The following is a 13,923-nucleotide window of genomic DNA, read 5'->3' as shown; positions in this document are numbered from 1 at the left end:
CCGTCGCGATACAGCACGCGCGCCTGGATCTCCTCGGGGGTCAGTTCCGGCGGCTCGAATTGATCTGGGTGGCTTTCGTTCATGGCGCGAAACGGCTAACACAGCGCCCTGATGAGCGACACTCCGGAAAATTCGAAACAGAGCTGGTGGCGACGGCTGTCCAGCGGACTGAAGCGCACCTCGAGCTCGATCGGGACCGCGCTGTCGGAATTCGTTTCCAAGCGCAAGCTCGATCGGGCGATGCTCGAGGAGATCGAGGACGTGCTGCTGCGCGCCGACCTCGGCACCGAGGTGGCGGCGCGGATCGCCAAGGCGGTCGGCGAGGGCCGCTACGACAAGATGATCTCGGCCAGCGACGTCAAAGAGATCGTGGCCGCAGAGGTCGAGAAGGTGCTGGCGCCGGTGGCGCAGCCGCTCGACATCGACGCCGGCAAGAAGCCGTTCGTGATCCTGATGGTCGGGGTCAACGGATCCGGCAAGACCACCACCATCGGCAAATTGTCGGCGCGGTTCGCGTCCGAGGGCCACAAGGTGATGCTGGCTGCCGGCGACACCTTCCGGGCCGCGGCGATCGATCAACTCAAGGTCTGGGGCGATCGCACCGGCACGCCGGTGGTGGCCGGCGCCCAGGGCTCGGACGCCGCAGGCCTCGCCTTCAACGCGCTTACCGAAGCCAAGCAGCAGGGCCGTGACGTGCTGCTGATCGACACCGCCGGCCGGCTGCAGAACCGCACCGAGCTGATGAACGAGCTCGAGAAGGTAGTGCGGGTGATCAAGAAGGTTGATGCCACCGCGCCGCATGCGGTGCTGCTGGTGCTCGATGCCACCGTCGGCCAGAACGCGCTGTCGCAGGTCGAAGCCTTCACCAAGACCGCCGGCGTCACCGGCCTGGTGATGACCAAGCTCGACGGCACCGCCCGCGGCGGCATCCTGGTGGCGATCGCCGAGAAGCACAAACTGCCGGTGCACTTCATCGGCGTCGGCGAAGGCGTCGACGATCTGGCGCCGTTCACGGCGCGCGATTTCGCCAAGGCGATCGCCGGCACGGAGGCGGCATGACGGACGACCTGCTGAAGCCCAACCGGCCGCACCCGCTGTTCAAGCTGGCGACCGAGCTCGGGCCGCTGCTGGTGTTCTTCATCGTCAACGCCAAGTTTCATCTGTTCGCTGCGACCGGCGCCTTCATGGTGGCAGTGGTCGCCGCCGTGATCGCGTCCTACGTCGTCACCCGGCACGTACCGGTGATGGCGCTGGTCACCGCCGTGGTGGTGCTGGTGTTCGGCACCCTGACGCTGGTGCTGCACGACGAGACCTTCATCAAGATGAAGCCGACCATCGTGTACGCGCTGTTCGGCGCGGTGCTCGGCGGCGGGCTGCTGTTCGGCCGCAGCTTCATCGCCATCATGTTCGATCAGGTGTTCAACCTGACGGCGGAAGGCTGGCGCAAGCTGACGCTGCGCTGGGCGCTGTTCTTCTTCGCGATGGCAGTGCTGAACGAAGCGGTATGGCGGACGCAGTCGACCGACTTCTGGGTCAATTTCAAGGTGTTCGGCGTGGTGCCGCTCACCATGCTATTCGCACTGCTGCAGATGCCGCTCACCAAGCGCTACGCGGCCGAGCCCGCCACGCTCGAACAGAGCGCCGCCGACGAAGGCGACGTGTCGGGGCGCTGACCGCAACTCCCTCTCTCCGTCATTGCGAGTGCCCGGATCGGCGATTTGCACCGTCCGAGCACTGGCTCCGCGAAGCAATCCAGCTCAGTGCTCTGGACTGCTTCGTCGCTACGCTCCTCGCAATGACGGCCCGTGTTGGTCGCAGGCCGCCGCTATCCCCACAGCCGTCATTGCCGGGCTTGACCCGGCAATCCATCCTCTTTTGGTGATGGATGCCCGGGTCAAGCCCGGGCATGACGTGTTACTTCGGGGCAGGCGCCCCGGCATCATCTCGATTATTTCTGCTTGGCGATGATCTTGTCCTTGATGCCGTCGTAGGTCTTCTGCGGCACGATCTTCTTCTGCACCAGCTCGTCCTTGCCCTTGTAGGGCCGGCCCTTGATGATCGCGGCGGAGTAAGCCTTGCCGACGCCGGGGAGCGCGTCGAGCTGTTCGGCGGTCGCCGAGTTGATATCGAGGAGCTCGACCTTCTCCGACTTCGCCGGCGCAGCCGCCTTGGTCTCGGCTTTCGGCGGAGGGGCCATCTTGTCGGATTTGGCGGTCGGCGGCGTGGCCGGCTGCGGTGCCTGCGCCATTGCGGGCGCGGAGACGAGCAGGCCGAGCGCGACGGCGGCGGCGAGCGGGGCGAGCGTGAGGCGACGGAAAGTCGAGGTACCCATCGGATGTCCCTCCAAAGGACGTTGTTAGTAACGCCCGAAGCTCATCCGGGATTCATGGCGCCGCAATGGCGGCGCGATGAACGGCTGATAAACGGTCCGATTTATTTTCGAGGGTTTTTTAGCAGTGCTAACAGGTCGGTCAGCTCTGCGGCGCCGCCAGCGCCTTGCTGATTTCCGGCTTCAGCACCTTCTCGATGTTGTCCGGGGTGATCGGTCCGACCAGCTTGTAGGCGATCTTGCCGTCGCGGCCGATCACGAAGGTCTCCGGCACGCCGTACACGCCCCATTCGATCGCGGCACGTCCGGAGGCATCGACGCCGACGGCCGCGAACGGATTGCCATACCGGCCGAGGAAGCGGCGAGCATTGTCGGGCTTGTCCTTGTAGTCGATCCCGACGAGCTGAATGCGGGTGTCCTGCGCCAGCGTCATCAGCAGCGGTGCTTCGTCATGGCAAGGTACGCACCACGATGCCCAGACGTTAACGACGCTGACCTTGCCTTTGAACATCGCCGGATCGAGACCCGCGACCTGGTTGCCGTCACGGCTCAAGCCTTCCAGCGGCGGGAGCGGCGTCTGCGGCGCCGGCCGCCCGATCAGGGCGGAGGGGATCCGCGACACGTCGCTATCGCCGAGCCGAAACCAGAACAACACCGCCAGCCCGGCGAACAGCAGCGCCGGCAGCACCACCAGCCAGGAGCGGCGCTTCGGCGAGGCGGGATCGAAGGTGTCGCTCATGATGATCCGTGGGTTGTTAGTGATCGGTCGCGCTGCGGCCGGAGCGGCGGACGGCGCCGCGAGCCTCGAGATCGCGCAGCCGCGCCTTCTGCTTGCGATAATCCAGCACCACCCAGCCGATCAGCAGCAGCACCACGATCGCGGTGGCGGCGTAGGACGAGACGATGAAGTCCGCGTATTTGCCGAACATCACGCTGCCTCGGCCCGGCTGGCCTGCATCATCTGCAGCGAGCGCACCCGCCGGCGCAGGATCTCGTTCCGCATCGCCGCCAGATGCAGCGTCAGAAACAGCAGCGAAAACCCGATCGCGGTGACCAGCAGCGGGACCAGGAACGCCTTGTCGAGCGTCGAGCCGCCCATCCGCACCACCGAGGCCGGCTGGTGCAGCGTATTCCACCAATCGACCGAGAACTTGATGATCGGCAGGTTGATGGCACCGACTAGGGTCAGCACGGCGGCGGCGCGGGCAGCCCGGGACGGGTCATCGACCGCGCGCCACAGCGCGATCAGGCCGAGATACATCAAAAACAGCACCAACATCGAGGTCAGCCGGGCGTCCCATTCCCAATAGGTGCCCCACATCGGCCGGCCCCACAGCGAGCCGGTGACCAGCGCCAGGAATGTGAAGGCCGCGCCGATCGGTGCCGCGGTCTTGGCCGCGACGTCGGCGAGCGGATGCCGCCACACCAGCGTGCCGAGCGAGGCGACGCTCATCACCCCCCAGACGAACATCGCCAGCCAGGCGTTCGGCACGTGGACGAACATGATCTTGACGGTGGCGCCCTGCTGGTAGTCGTCGGGCGCCAGCATGCCCTGGGTGAGCCCCGCCGCCAGCGCCAATGCGGTCGCGGCCGCCAGCCAGGGCAGCAGGCGCCCCGCGAGCGTCAGGAACCGGGTCGGATTGGCGAGTTCGGTCAGCTTCATGACGTCCCTGATAATGGCCGGGACCCGCACAGGCAATGACGTGACGCAGGTCGGCGGCGACTTCCGAAGGAGTTGATCGGCGGTGATTCGCCCTAATCCAGCCCCTGGCGCAGGCTGGCGGCGGCGGCGAACGGGCCGATCACCAGGCTGAGCAGCGAGATCGCGCACAGGATCGAGAACGGGGTGCCGAACGACACCGGGCCGACGATCGCCGCCTGGGAGGCCGAAACGCCGAAGATCAGCACCGGGATCGACAGCGGCAGCACCAACACGGCCAGCAATAGCCCGCCGCGGCGCAGCGTCACCGCCAGCGCGGCGCCGATCATGCCGGTGAAGGTCAGCGCCGGGGTGCCGGCCAGCAGCGTCGCCATCACGGCCAGCGAGGCGCTGCCGTCGAGGTTGAGCAATAGGCCCAGCACCGGGGTTGCCACGATCAGCGGCAGGCCGGCCGCCAGCCAATGCGCCAGCGCCTTGGCGGCACAGGTCAGCTCCAGCGGGGTGCGGCTCATCACGATCAGGTCGAGCGAGCCATCCTCGGCGTCGGCGGTGAACAGCCGGTCGAGTGTCAGCAGGCTGGCGAGCAGCGCGCCGAGCCACAGGATCGCCGGCCCGAGCCGCTTCAAAAGCGCAAGGTCGGGGCCGACCGCGAACGGCATCAGCACCACCACAGTGAGGAAGAACAATACGCCGATCAGCGCCCCGCCGCCGACGCGGAGCGCGATCTTGATATCGCGGCGAATGATGGCGCCGAGCGCGGTCATGTCGCGGCTCCGATCCGCTGCTCGCGCACCGGAATGCCGAGCGGCGTGTGGGTGGCTGCGACGATGATGCCGCCGCGGGCGAGGTGATCCTGCATCAGGCCGACGAACAGCTCCTGGCCTTTGACGTCGAGCGCCGAGGTCGGTTCGTCCAGCAGCCAGATCGGCCGCCGCACCACCAGCAGGCGGGCGATCGAGAGCCGCCGGCGCTGGCCGGCCGACAGATACGCGGCCGGCAGTTCGGCGGCGTGGCCGATCCCGACCGCCTTGATGGCGGCGCTCAGATCGGTGCGCTCGCCGCCGAGAAAGTCGCGCCAGAAGCCGAGATTTTCAGCGACGCTGAGCGACGGCTTGAGCGCGTCACGGTGGCCCAGGTAGTGCGCCTGCTCGGCGACCGGCGTATCCGGTTCCCCGCCGTCGAGCGTGATGGTTCCGCCCTCGGGTGTCAGCAGCCCGGCGATCAGCCGCAGCAGCGACGTCTTACCGGCGCCGTTATGTCCGACCAGCGCCAGCGCTTCGCCGCCGCTCGCCTCGAAGGCCAGTCCGGCGAATACCTCGCGGCCACCTCGTACACACCGTAAGTCGCGCCCCGACAGCCGCATGCATCCCAACCTGTTCCGCTCCGGGATCGGAACGGCCTGCTCACAAATCGATGCGCTCGCCTGTCATTGTCGAACTGGCGGCGCAATTGGAAAGGTTCTATAAGCCGGAACTTGATGCAGCACACGATCGGCGCCTGCAAGCCGGACGGCCTGCCCCTCCGGAGCCAGCATACAAGCTCGCCCAATCGAAAACGATAATCTGGGACCCGCCTTACATGACCTCGCTCGACAGCTTCAAATGCCGGAAGATCCTCAAGGTCGGCAGCAAGTCTTACGTCTATTACAGCCTGCCCACCGCCGAGAAGAACGGCCTGAAGGGGATTTCCCGTCTGCCCTATTCGATGAAGGTGCTGCTGGAAAACCTGCTGCGCAACGAGGACGACCGCACCGTCAAGAAGGCGGACATCATGGCGGTCGCCAAGTGGATGCGGAAGAAGGCGCTGGAGCACGAGATCGCATTCCGCCCCGCGCGCGTGCTGATGCAGGACTTCACCGGCGTGCCGGCGGTGGTCGATCTGGCGGCGATGCGCAACGCGATGCAGAAGCTCGGTGGTGATGCCGAGAAGATCAATCCGCTGGTGCCGGTCGACCTCGTCATCGACCACTCGGTGATCGTCAACTTCTTCGGTAACAACCAGGCGTTCAAGAAGAACGTCGCCGAGGAGTACAAGCAGAACCAGGAGCGCTACGAGTTCCTGAAGTGGGGTCAGAAGGCGTTCTCGAACTTCTCGGTGGTGCCGCCCGGCACCGGCATCTGCCACCAGGTCAATCTCGAGTACTTGGCGCAGACGGTCTGGACCAAGAAGGAGAAGATGACGATCGGCCGCAAGACCGGCACCTTCGAAGTCGCCTATCCGGACACGCTGGTCGGTACCGACTCGCACACCACCATGGTCAACGGTCTCGCCGTGCTCGGCTGGGGCGTCGGCGGCATCGAGGCGGAAGCTGCGATGCTCGGCCAGCCGCTGTCGATGCTGCTGCCGGAAGTGGTCGGCTTCAAGCTCAAGGGCGCGCTCAAGGAAGGCGTCACCGCGACCGACCTGGTGCTCACCGTCACCCAGATGCTGCGTAAGCAGGGCGTGGTCGGCAAGTTCGTCGAATTCTTCGGCCCGGGCCTCGATAACCTCTCGGTCGCCGACAAGGCCACGATCGCCAACATGGCGCCGGAATACGGCGCGACCTGCGGCTTCTTCCCGGTCGACGGCGAAACCATCGATTACTTGAAGACCTCGGGTCGTGCCTCGGCGCGGGTCGCGCTGGTCGAGAAGTACAGCAAGGCGCAGGGCCTGTTCCGCACCTCCAAGTCGCCGGACCCGGTGTTCACCGTGACGCTGACGCTGGACCTCGCCACCGTCGAGCCGTCGATGGCCGGCCCGAAGCGCCCCGAAGGCCGCATCGCGCTGTCGTCGGTCTCGGAAGGCTTCGCCACCGCGATGGCCAACGAGTACAAGAAGGCGCTCGACGGCGCGCGCTACAAGGTGGAAGGCCGCAACTTCGATCTCGGCCACGGCGACGTGGTGATCGCGGCGATCACCTCGTGCACCAACACCTCGAACCCGAGCGTGCTGATCGGCGCCGGTCTGTTGGCGCGTAACGCCGCGGCCAAGGGCCTCAAGGCGGCGCCGTGGGTGAAGACTTCGCTGGCACCGGGCTCGCAGGTCGTCGCCGAGTATCTGGCGAATTCGGGTCTGCAGAAGGATCTCGACAAGGTCGGTTTCAACCTCGTCGGTTTCGGCTGCACCACCTGCATCGGCAACTCCGGCCCGCTGCCGGAAGAGATCTCGAAGTCGATCAACGACAACGGCATCGTCGCCGCCGCCGTGCTGTCGGGCAACCGCAACTTCGAAGGCCGTGTCTCGCCGGACGTGCAGGCCAACTACCTGGCCTCGCCGCCGCTGGTGGTCGCCTACGCGCTCGCCGGCTCGGTGACCAAGAACCTCGCGGTCGATCCGATCGGCACCGGCAAGGACGGCAAGCCGGTGTACCTGAAGGACATCTGGCCGAGCACCAAGGAGATCAACGCCTTCGTCAAGAAGTACGTGACCTCCAAGATCTTCAAGGCGCGCTATGCCGACGTGTTCAAGGGCGACACCAACTGGCGCAAGATCAAGACGGTCGAGAGCGAGACCTACAAGTGGAACATGGGCTCGACCTATGTGCAGAACCCGCCGTATTTCGAAGGCATGACCAAGCAGCCGGAGCCGGTCGTCGACGTCGTCGACGCCCGCGTCCTGGCGCTGTTCGGCGACAAGATCACCACCGACCACATCTCGCCGGCGGGCTCGATCAAGCTGACGTCGCCGGCCGGCAAGTATCTATCGGAGCATCAGGTGCGGCCGGCCGACTTCAACCAGTACGGCACGCGCCGTGGTAACCACGAAGTCATGATGCGCGGCACCTTCGCCAACATCCGCATCAAGAACCACATGCTGAAGGGCGCCGACGGCAACATTCCGGAAGGCGGTCTCACCAAGCACTGGCCCGACGGCGAGCAGATGTCGATCTACGACGCCGCCATGAAGTACCAGGAAGAGAAGGTGCCGCTGGTGGTGTTCGCCGGCGCCGAATACGGCAACGGTTCGTCGCGCGACTGGGCCGCGAAGGGCACTCGTCTGCTCGGCGTTCGCGCCGTGATCTGCCAGAGCTTCGAGCGCATCCATCGCTCGAACCTGGTCGGCATGGGCGTGCTGCCGCTGACCTTCGAAGAGGGCACCTCGTGGGCCTCGCTCGGCCTCAAGGGCGACGAGAAGGTCACGATCCGCGGCCTCGAAGGCGACCTCAAGCCGCGGCAGATGCTGGAAGCCGAGATCACCTCGGCCGAGGGCAAGCGCAAGCGCGTGCCGCTGCTGTGCCGCATCGATACGCTCGACGAACTCGATTACTACCGCAACGGCGGTATTCTGCACTACGTGCTGCGCAAGCTCGCGGCCTAACAGCCGCGATCTTCGCCGATAGGCGCAGAATGCCTCACTGCGAAGTGAGTGGCAGGTGAACGGAAGGCGGCCTATGCAAATGGCCGCCTTTTCGTTTTAAGGCTCCTCGATGGATGGCGGCATGCCGCTGTCCCGAAGCATTCGGCAAAGGCGGTTCGGCAAACGACGATGAATGGTGTTGGTGGATTTTCGCGGTGGTCCGGCGCACTCGGCCTGTGCGTGACGATCGCGACGGCCGATTTTGCTGCCGCCGAGCCCCGCGCCGTGGTCGAGCTGTTCACCTCGCAAGGCTGCTCGTCTTGTCCGCCGGCGGACAAAATCATCGGCGAACTCGCCCGCGATCCGTCGGTGATCGCCCTCAGCCTTCCGATCGACTATTGGGACTATCTCGGCTGGAAAGACACGCTGGCCGACTCCCGTTTTACCGCTCGCCAGAAAGCTTACTCGCAAGTGCGAGGCGATCGGGATGTGTTCACCCCGCAGGTGATCGTCAACGGGTCGGCGCACCTTGTCGGCAGCAACCGCGCCGGCATCGAGGGCGCGATCAAGACCACCGACAAGACCGCTGGGGTGATGACCGTCCCGGTCTCGGTGGCGGTCGAAGGCAAAGAGATCAAAGTCTCGGTCGCCGCGGCGCCCCAGGGTGAGGCGACCAAGAGCGGCGAGGTCTGGATCTGCGCGGTGTCCAAAGCGATCCCGATCGAGATCGGGCGCGGCGAGAACCGCGGCCGGCACGTCACCTACCACAATGTGGTGCGCAATCTGCTGAAGGTCGGCGATTGGACCGGCGCGGCGGAGCACTGGACGGTGCCGCTTGAGAACGTCGTCGGTGACGGCGTCGATGCGGCGGCGGTCTATGTGCAAAACGGCAGCCGTGAGAAGCCCGGCGCGATGCTCGGGGCCGCGTTCACGTCGCTGAACTGATCGTCTGCCGGGTGCGATCTGGCGGAAAATAGCCGGAGCTGCTTTGCGCGCCTTGGCTGCGCGCTTCCCGACTGGGAGCGAGCCGGCCCCTCAAAACAAAAAAGGACCAACTTGCGTCGGCCCAGGAGGGGGATCGAGGTTCTGCGTACAGGCCCGATCCCGACTGCTTCGGGGGGCTGGGGGCTGAGGAATCCGAAGCCGAAGGGACCGGGCCAACGCAGTGATAGTATTATCGCAAGCGGGCTTGGCGGGCGCTGGGCGAAAATCGGGCGGCAATAAGAATTCGGCTAACGAAGGCGTGAGCCGCGTGCGCAAGGGCGCTGTTTCGGCGCCTGCTGCTTTCGGTCCCCTTGCGGCCCGTCGCCGGCGGCGCAATCATGTCAGCGTCGTGACAGGAGGCGCCGATGGATATGATTTCCGGGGAGGCTGACCCCAGCGAGAGCCGCGCAGCGGAGCGCCCAGGCACCGCACCGCTGCAGGGACTGGTCACTTTCAACCGCCTGGAGCTCAATCGCATCCTCAATCTCTATGGGCGGATGGTCGCGGCCGGCGAGTGGCGCGATTACGCCATCGACTTCCTGAAGGACACCGCGGTGTTCTCAATCTTCCGCCGCGCCTCGGAAGTCCCGATCTATCGCATCGTCAAAGATCCGCGGCTCGCACGTAAACAGGGCGCGTATTGCGTCATCGGCGCGTCCGGCCAGATCCTGCGCCGCGGCCATGAACTTGAACGTGTGCTGCTGGTGATCGACCGCAAGCTGGCGCTGGTCTGACCTGAGCTGCGGCGGAGCCGGGTCAGGGGCGAAGCGTCTCGGTGCTCCCCCGCGTCATCGCCCGGCTTGTCCTGGCGACCCAGTATCCCAGAGCGCCAGTGATCAGCGTCAACTCTCTGGAATACTGGGCCCTCCGCTTCTCGGAGGGTGACGGCATTATGGGCTGTTCGGCCGCGCTTCTGCTTCGGGCACCGTCTGCCCGCCGTCGCCCAGCGTCCGCTGCATCAGCACCGAGTCCAGCCAGCGACCGAACTTGAAGCCGACGTCGGTATGGGTGCCGATCGGCACGAAGCCGGCCTTGCGGTGCAGGGCGATCGAGGCGGCGTTGGCGGAATCGCCGATCACCGCGATCATCTGGCGGAAGCCGCGCTCGGTGCATGCGGCGATCAGGTCACGCAGCAGCGCGCTGCCGATGCCGCGGCGGTGGGCCGCCGGATCGAGATAGATCGAGTTCTCGACCGTGAACCGATAGGCCGGCCGCGGCCGGTAGGGCCCCGCATAGGCATACCCGGCAATCGCCCCGTCCGCTTCCGCGACCAGATACGGAAAGCCGGCTTCGGTCAGAGTGCTGAACCGCCGCGTCATCTCGGCAAGGTCAGGCGGGGTCAGCTCGAAGGTCGCGGTGCCGAAGCGCACCGCCTGCTCGTAGATCGCGGTGATGGCCGGCAGGTCGGCGGTGGTCGCCGGGCGGATGACGAGGTCGGACATGCGAAATTCGGACTCGGAGCGGATCGCCAATCTCAGCGTCATACGCGGGCTTGACCCGCGTATCCATCCTCTTCGCCATGACGCTTGGCTGGCTTGCAGGAGGGTGCCTGCAGCAGGATGGATCGCCGGGTCGAGCCCGGCGATGACATCTGACATGCGAAGCGTCCTGCTGCTCCCGGCGGTCCCGGTCCGTCAAAACAAAAGCCCCGGCGCTGGGCCGGGGCTTCGAGCTGTCAGGTCTGGGAGGAGACCGTTATTCCTTCTGTCCAAGCAGCTGGAGCAGCAGCGTGAACAGGTTGATGAAGTTCAGGTAGAGCGACAGAGCGCCGGTAATGGCGGCCCGCTCGGCGACGTCGCCGCCCATCGAGCCGTAGCCGTAGATGTAGTCGTTCTTCAGGCGCTGGGTGTCCCAGGCGGTCAGGCCGGCGAACACCAGCACGCCCACCACCGACACGATGAACTGCAGCATCGACGAGGCGACGAACAGGTTCACCAGGCTGGCGATCACGACGCCGAACAGGCCCATGATCAGGAACGAACCCATCCCGGTCATGTCACGCTTGGTGGTGTAGCCGTAAAGGCTCAGCGCACCGAACGCGGCCGCGGTGATGAAGAACACCCGGACGATCGAGGTGTGGGTGTAGACGAGGAAGATCGACGACAGCGAGATGCCCATCAGCGCCGAGAACGCCCAGAACAGAAGCTGTGCGGTCGCCGGCTTGAGGCGGTTGATGCCGAAGGAGATGACAAACACCATCGCCAGCGGGGCGAGGATGAAGACCCACTTCAGCGGGCTGACGAACATCGCCACGCCGAAAGAGGTCAGCATGGTGTTGCCGACCCGCGCGGCAGCCGCGCCGGCGTCCGTGGTCACGGCGCCCATATAGACGCCGAGCGCCGCCAGGCCGGTGATGGCCAGGCCGATCGTCATGTAGTTGTAGATGCGCAGCATGTAGGCGCGCAGCCCAGCGTCGACGGTCGCGGTTTCGACGCGTCCGGCGGCCCGGCCGAAGGGAGAAGTGTAGTTGCGGTCCAAGTCCGACATGGTCGAGATCCCGAGTTGGTCTGGCCGGTCGCGAAGGGTGGCGAAAGCCAGTACTAATTTATCCGGACGGTGGCGAAGAATGTGCGCTTAAAGTTGAGCCAAGATCCCAGTCAGGACCCAAAATTAACGTCTGTTCATCGAGCCGTCCGACCCATGCTGATATGTGGGAAACTAACACGGACGGGGCAAGCTTTAATGCGCGGCTGAATGTCGCTCCGCTCTGAAGGGTAAAGAAATCGGCGTCCGACCTTGGTCGAAAATGGCCATTTCCCAGTCCTAACAGGACCCGCCAGAGCGGTGCGCCAGCGCGCCGCGCCGCCCGTTCCGCCGGCGCTGCATACTATAAATTTCGCAAAACGGAAGCTGGTTTCTGGTTGAGCGCCAGCCACGTGCCGATCAGTCCGAGGCCGACCGTGACCACCAGGGCGGCCACCACCACGCCGGCCGCCGAGCCGGCCTGCCAGGCGAAACTCAGCGTCATTAATCGTGTGACAATCAGCCACGCGGCGACCGAGCCGGCCAGCACGGCGAACGCCGCGGTGGCGAGACCAATCAGCGCATATTCGAGCGCAAAGGCCCCGATCAGCCGTGCCCGGGTGGCGCCCAGCGTCTTCAGGATCACCGCGTCATAGACCCGGTGGCGATGGCCGGCTGCGAGCGCGCCGCCCAGCACCAGGATGGCGGAGATCAGTGTCACCGCGCTGGCGCCGCGCACCGCCAGCACCAGGTTCGACACCACGCCGCCGACCGTCTCCAGCGCTTCGCGCACCCGCACCGAGGTCACCATCGGAAACCGGTCGGCGACCTGCTTGATCACCGAGGCATCACTCTGCGGCGTGCTGCCGCTCTCGGTCAGCGTGGCGATATGGGTGTGGGGCGCGCCGCGGAAGGTATCCGGTGAAAAAACCAGGACGAAATTGATCCCGAGGCTCTGCCAATCGATGCTGCGCAGGTTCGAGATCGTGGCGGTGATCTCGCGGCCGAGCACATTGACGGTGACCTTGTCGCCGATCGACAGGCCAAGTCCCTGCGCCAGCTTCTTGTCGAACGACACCAGCGGTGGGCCGCTGTAGTCCTTGGGCCACCACCGTCCCTCGACCACCTTGGAACCGGCCGGGACATCGGCCGCATAGGTCAGGCCGCGATCGCTCTGCAGCACCCACTCGGCGTCCGGCGCCGGCTTGAGGTCTTCGGCGCGAACGCCGCGGGCGGCGACGATACGGCCGCGCAGCATCGGCACGTCTTCCAGCGTGGCGTTCGGCGCGATCTGGCGCAGGAATGTGCCGAATTGATCAGTCTCGCTGGAGGGGATGTCGATGAAGAAGAAGGTCGGTGCCTTCTCGGGCAGCGCAGCGCTGAACTGCCGTCTCAGGTTACCGTCGATCTGTGAGACGGTAACCAGGACCGCGAGGCCGAGACCCAGCGACAGGACCACTGATGGTGTCAGCGCACCGGGGCGGTGAATGTTGGCGACGGCGAGCCGCAGCATGGTGATGCGCGACCGCGGCAGCCGGCGCGCGATCGCCATCAGTCCGGCGGCGACGCCGCGCAGCAGCACGAAGATCGCAAGGGTGGCGCCGATCACGGCCAGCGCGACGCGCTTGTCGTAGGCGAGCCCGATCACCACCGCGAGCAGCACCGCGACGACCGCGGCGATCAAGGCGATGTGCTTCAGCCGGGGGCGATGGCCGTCGGCGGTCGCGGCCTCGCGGAATAGCATCGCCACCGGCACGTCACGCACCTGCGCCAGCGGCCACAATCCGAACGCCAGTGCGGTGAGCAGGCCGTACACCAGCGATAGCGCCAGCTCACCGGGATGCAGCGCCGCCACCACCGGAAGCGGGAGTAACTGCCCGAACAGTCCGACCAGCGCGAACGGCATCGCGGCGCCGAGCGCCAGCCCGATCGCCGCCCCGATCAGCGCGAGCACGATCACCTGGGTGAGATAGATCGCGAACACGTCGCGCCCGGTGGCGCCGACCGCCTTCAGCGTTGCGATCACGTCGCGGCGGCGGTCGATATGGCTCTTCACCGCATTGGCAACGCCGACGCCGCCCACCACCAGCGCGGCGAGGCCGACCAGGGTCAGGAACTGAGTGAAACGGGTAATGGTGCGTTCGAGCTGCGGCGAGGCGTTGCCGCGGGTGCGGATTTCCCAGCCGGCCTGCGGCAGCGCCGCGCGGGTGTC

14 protein-coding genes are annotated in these 13,923 nt (G+C 65.9%); 5 read left to right on the top strand and 9 right to left on the bottom strand.

Features of this window, described 5'->3' with window-relative positions:
• The first annotated feature begins 111 nt into the window (after positions 1-111).
• Both ftsY and DYI24_RS09855 read left to right on the top strand, forming a co-directional pair.
• Entirely contained in the window at positions 112-1,059 is a 948-nt protein-coding gene (gene ftsY / locus DYI24_RS09860; RefSeq protein ID WP_107342458.1) for a signal recognition particle-docking protein FtsY, read from the top strand.
• A complete protein-coding gene (locus tag DYI24_RS09855; RefSeq protein ID WP_164572158.1) occupies positions 1,056-1,673 on the top strand; it encodes a septation protein A in 618 nt (205 codons plus the stop codon). Before ftsY ends, DYI24_RS09855 begins: the two co-directional genes overlap by 4 nt.
• 275 nt (positions 1,674-1,948) lie before the next feature.
• On the opposite strand, the gene DYI24_RS09850 is transcribed toward DYI24_RS09855, so the two are convergent.
• The 6 genes from DYI24_RS09850 to ccmA all read right to left on the bottom strand — a co-directional run bounded on the left by DYI24_RS09850 (position 1,949) and on the right by ccmA (position 5,352).
• Positions 1,949-2,332 (bottom strand): ComEA family DNA-binding protein, encoded by a 384-nt coding sequence (locus tag DYI24_RS09850; protein ID WP_107342457.1) that lies wholly within the window; start codon positions 2,330-2,332, stop codon positions 1,949-1,951.
• A gap of 139 nt (positions 2,333-2,471) precedes the next feature.
• Entirely contained in the window at positions 2,472-3,068 is a 597-nt protein-coding gene (locus tag DYI24_RS09845; RefSeq protein WP_107342456.1) for a DsbE family thiol:disulfide interchange protein, read from the bottom strand.
• A gap of 16 nt (positions 3,069-3,084) precedes the next feature.
• Positions 3,085-3,258 (bottom strand): heme exporter protein CcmD, encoded by a 174-nt coding sequence (gene ccmD / locus DYI24_RS09840; RefSeq protein WP_013500270.1) that lies wholly within the window; start codon positions 3,256-3,258, stop codon positions 3,085-3,087.
• Positions 3,258-3,992: a heme ABC transporter permease gene (locus tag DYI24_RS09835; RefSeq protein WP_164572157.1), complete on the bottom strand. Its 735-nt coding sequence runs from the start codon at positions 3,990-3,992 to the stop codon at positions 3,258-3,260. The genes ccmD and DYI24_RS09835 overlap by 1 nt, the downstream gene beginning before the upstream one ends.
• A 92-nt stretch (positions 3,993-4,084) precedes the next feature.
• Positions 4,085-4,753: a heme exporter protein CcmB gene (gene ccmB / locus DYI24_RS09830; protein WP_107342453.1), complete on the bottom strand. Its 669-nt coding sequence runs from the start codon at positions 4,751-4,753 to the stop codon at positions 4,085-4,087.
• Positions 4,750-5,352 (bottom strand): heme ABC exporter ATP-binding protein CcmA, encoded by a 603-nt coding sequence (gene ccmA, locus DYI24_RS09825; protein WP_164572156.1) that lies wholly within the window; start codon positions 5,350-5,352, stop codon positions 4,750-4,752. The genes ccmB and ccmA overlap by 4 nt, the downstream gene beginning before the upstream one ends.
• Positions 5,353-5,567: 215 nt before the next feature.
• Here ccmA and acnA point away from each other — a divergent pair, with 215 nt between their 5' ends.
• From acnA to DYI24_RS09810, 3 genes are all read left to right on the top strand, one after another.
• A complete protein-coding gene (gene acnA / locus DYI24_RS09820) occupies positions 5,568-8,285 on the top strand; it encodes an aconitate hydratase AcnA (RefSeq protein ID WP_164572155.1) in 2,718 nt (905 codons plus the stop codon).
• Between the two features lie 168 nt (positions 8,286-8,453).
• A complete protein-coding gene (locus DYI24_RS09815; protein WP_164572154.1) occupies positions 8,454-9,209 on the top strand; it encodes a DUF1223 domain-containing protein in 756 nt (251 codons plus the stop codon).
• A 404-nt stretch (positions 9,210-9,613) separates the two neighbouring features.
• Complete coding sequence (locus DYI24_RS09810; RefSeq protein ID WP_107342449.1) at positions 9,614-9,982, top strand: DUF2794 domain-containing protein; 369 nt, start codon at positions 9,614-9,616, stop codon at positions 9,980-9,982.
• A 156-nt stretch (positions 9,983-10,138) separates the two neighbouring features.
• On the opposite strand, the gene DYI24_RS09805 is transcribed toward DYI24_RS09810, so the two are convergent.
• From DYI24_RS09805 to DYI24_RS09795, 3 genes are all read right to left on the bottom strand, one after another.
• Positions 10,139-10,690 carry a GNAT family N-acetyltransferase gene (locus tag DYI24_RS09805; RefSeq protein WP_164572153.1) on the bottom strand — a complete coding sequence of 184 codons (552 nt, stop codon included), beginning with the start codon at positions 10,688-10,690 and terminating at the stop codon, positions 10,139-10,141.
• Between the two features lie 253 nt (positions 10,691-10,943).
• On the bottom strand, positions 10,944-11,735 hold the full coding sequence (locus DYI24_RS09800) for a Bax inhibitor-1/YccA family protein (protein ID WP_011155766.1): 792 nt from the start codon (positions 11,733-11,735) through the stop codon (positions 10,944-10,946).
• Positions 11,736-12,075: 340 nt separating this feature from the next.
• The coding region (locus DYI24_RS09795; protein WP_164572152.1) for an ABC transporter permease at positions 12,076-13,923 on the bottom strand (1,848 nt) is incomplete at its 5' end.

This window comes from Rhodopseudomonas sp. BR0C11 (genome assembly GCF_010820945.1).
Lineage (GTDB): Bacteria > Pseudomonadota > Alphaproteobacteria > Rhizobiales > Xanthobacteraceae > Rhodopseudomonas > Rhodopseudomonas palustris_H.
This window is presented reverse-complemented; position numbering and strand designations above follow the sequence as displayed.

Coding starts and splice junctions, on each gene's coding strand:
- ccmD (WP_013500270.1), bottom strand. CDS start 3,258: ATGTTCGGCAAATACGCGGACTTCATCGTCTCGTCCTACGCCGCCACC.
- ftsY (WP_107342458.1), top strand. CDS start 112: ATGAGCGACACTCCGGAAAATTCGAAACAGAGCTGGTGGCGACGGCTG.
- DYI24_RS09805 (WP_164572153.1), bottom strand. CDS start 10,690: ATGTCCGACCTCGTCATCCGCCCGGCGACCACCGCCGACCTGCCGGCC.
- DYI24_RS09835 (WP_164572157.1), bottom strand. CDS start 3,992: ATGAAGCTGACCGAACTCGCCAATCCGACCCGGTTCCTGACGCTCGCG.
- DYI24_RS09855 (WP_164572158.1), top strand. CDS start 1,056: ATGACGGACGACCTGCTGAAGCCCAACCGGCCGCACCCGCTGTTCAAG.
- DYI24_RS09800 (WP_011155766.1), bottom strand. CDS start 11,735: ATGTCGGACTTGGACCGCAACTACACTTCTCCCTTCGGCCGGGCCGCC.
- DYI24_RS09815 (WP_164572154.1), top strand. CDS start 8,454: ATGAATGGTGTTGGTGGATTTTCGCGGTGGTCCGGCGCACTCGGCCTG.
- ccmA (WP_164572156.1), bottom strand. CDS start 5,352: ATGCGGCTGTCGGGGCGCGACTTACGGTGTGTACGAGGTGGCCGCGAG.
- DYI24_RS09810 (WP_107342449.1), top strand. CDS start 9,614: ATGGATATGATTTCCGGGGAGGCTGACCCCAGCGAGAGCCGCGCAGCG.
- DYI24_RS09845 (WP_107342456.1), bottom strand. CDS start 3,068: ATGAGCGACACCTTCGATCCCGCCTCGCCGAAGCGCCGCTCCTGGCTG.
- ccmB (WP_107342453.1), bottom strand. CDS start 4,753: ATGACCGCGCTCGGCGCCATCATTCGCCGCGATATCAAGATCGCGCTC.
- acnA (WP_164572155.1), top strand. CDS start 5,568: ATGACCTCGCTCGACAGCTTCAAATGCCGGAAGATCCTCAAGGTCGGC.
- DYI24_RS09850 (WP_107342457.1), bottom strand. CDS start 2,332: ATGGGTACCTCGACTTTCCGTCGCCTCACGCTCGCCCCGCTCGCCGCC.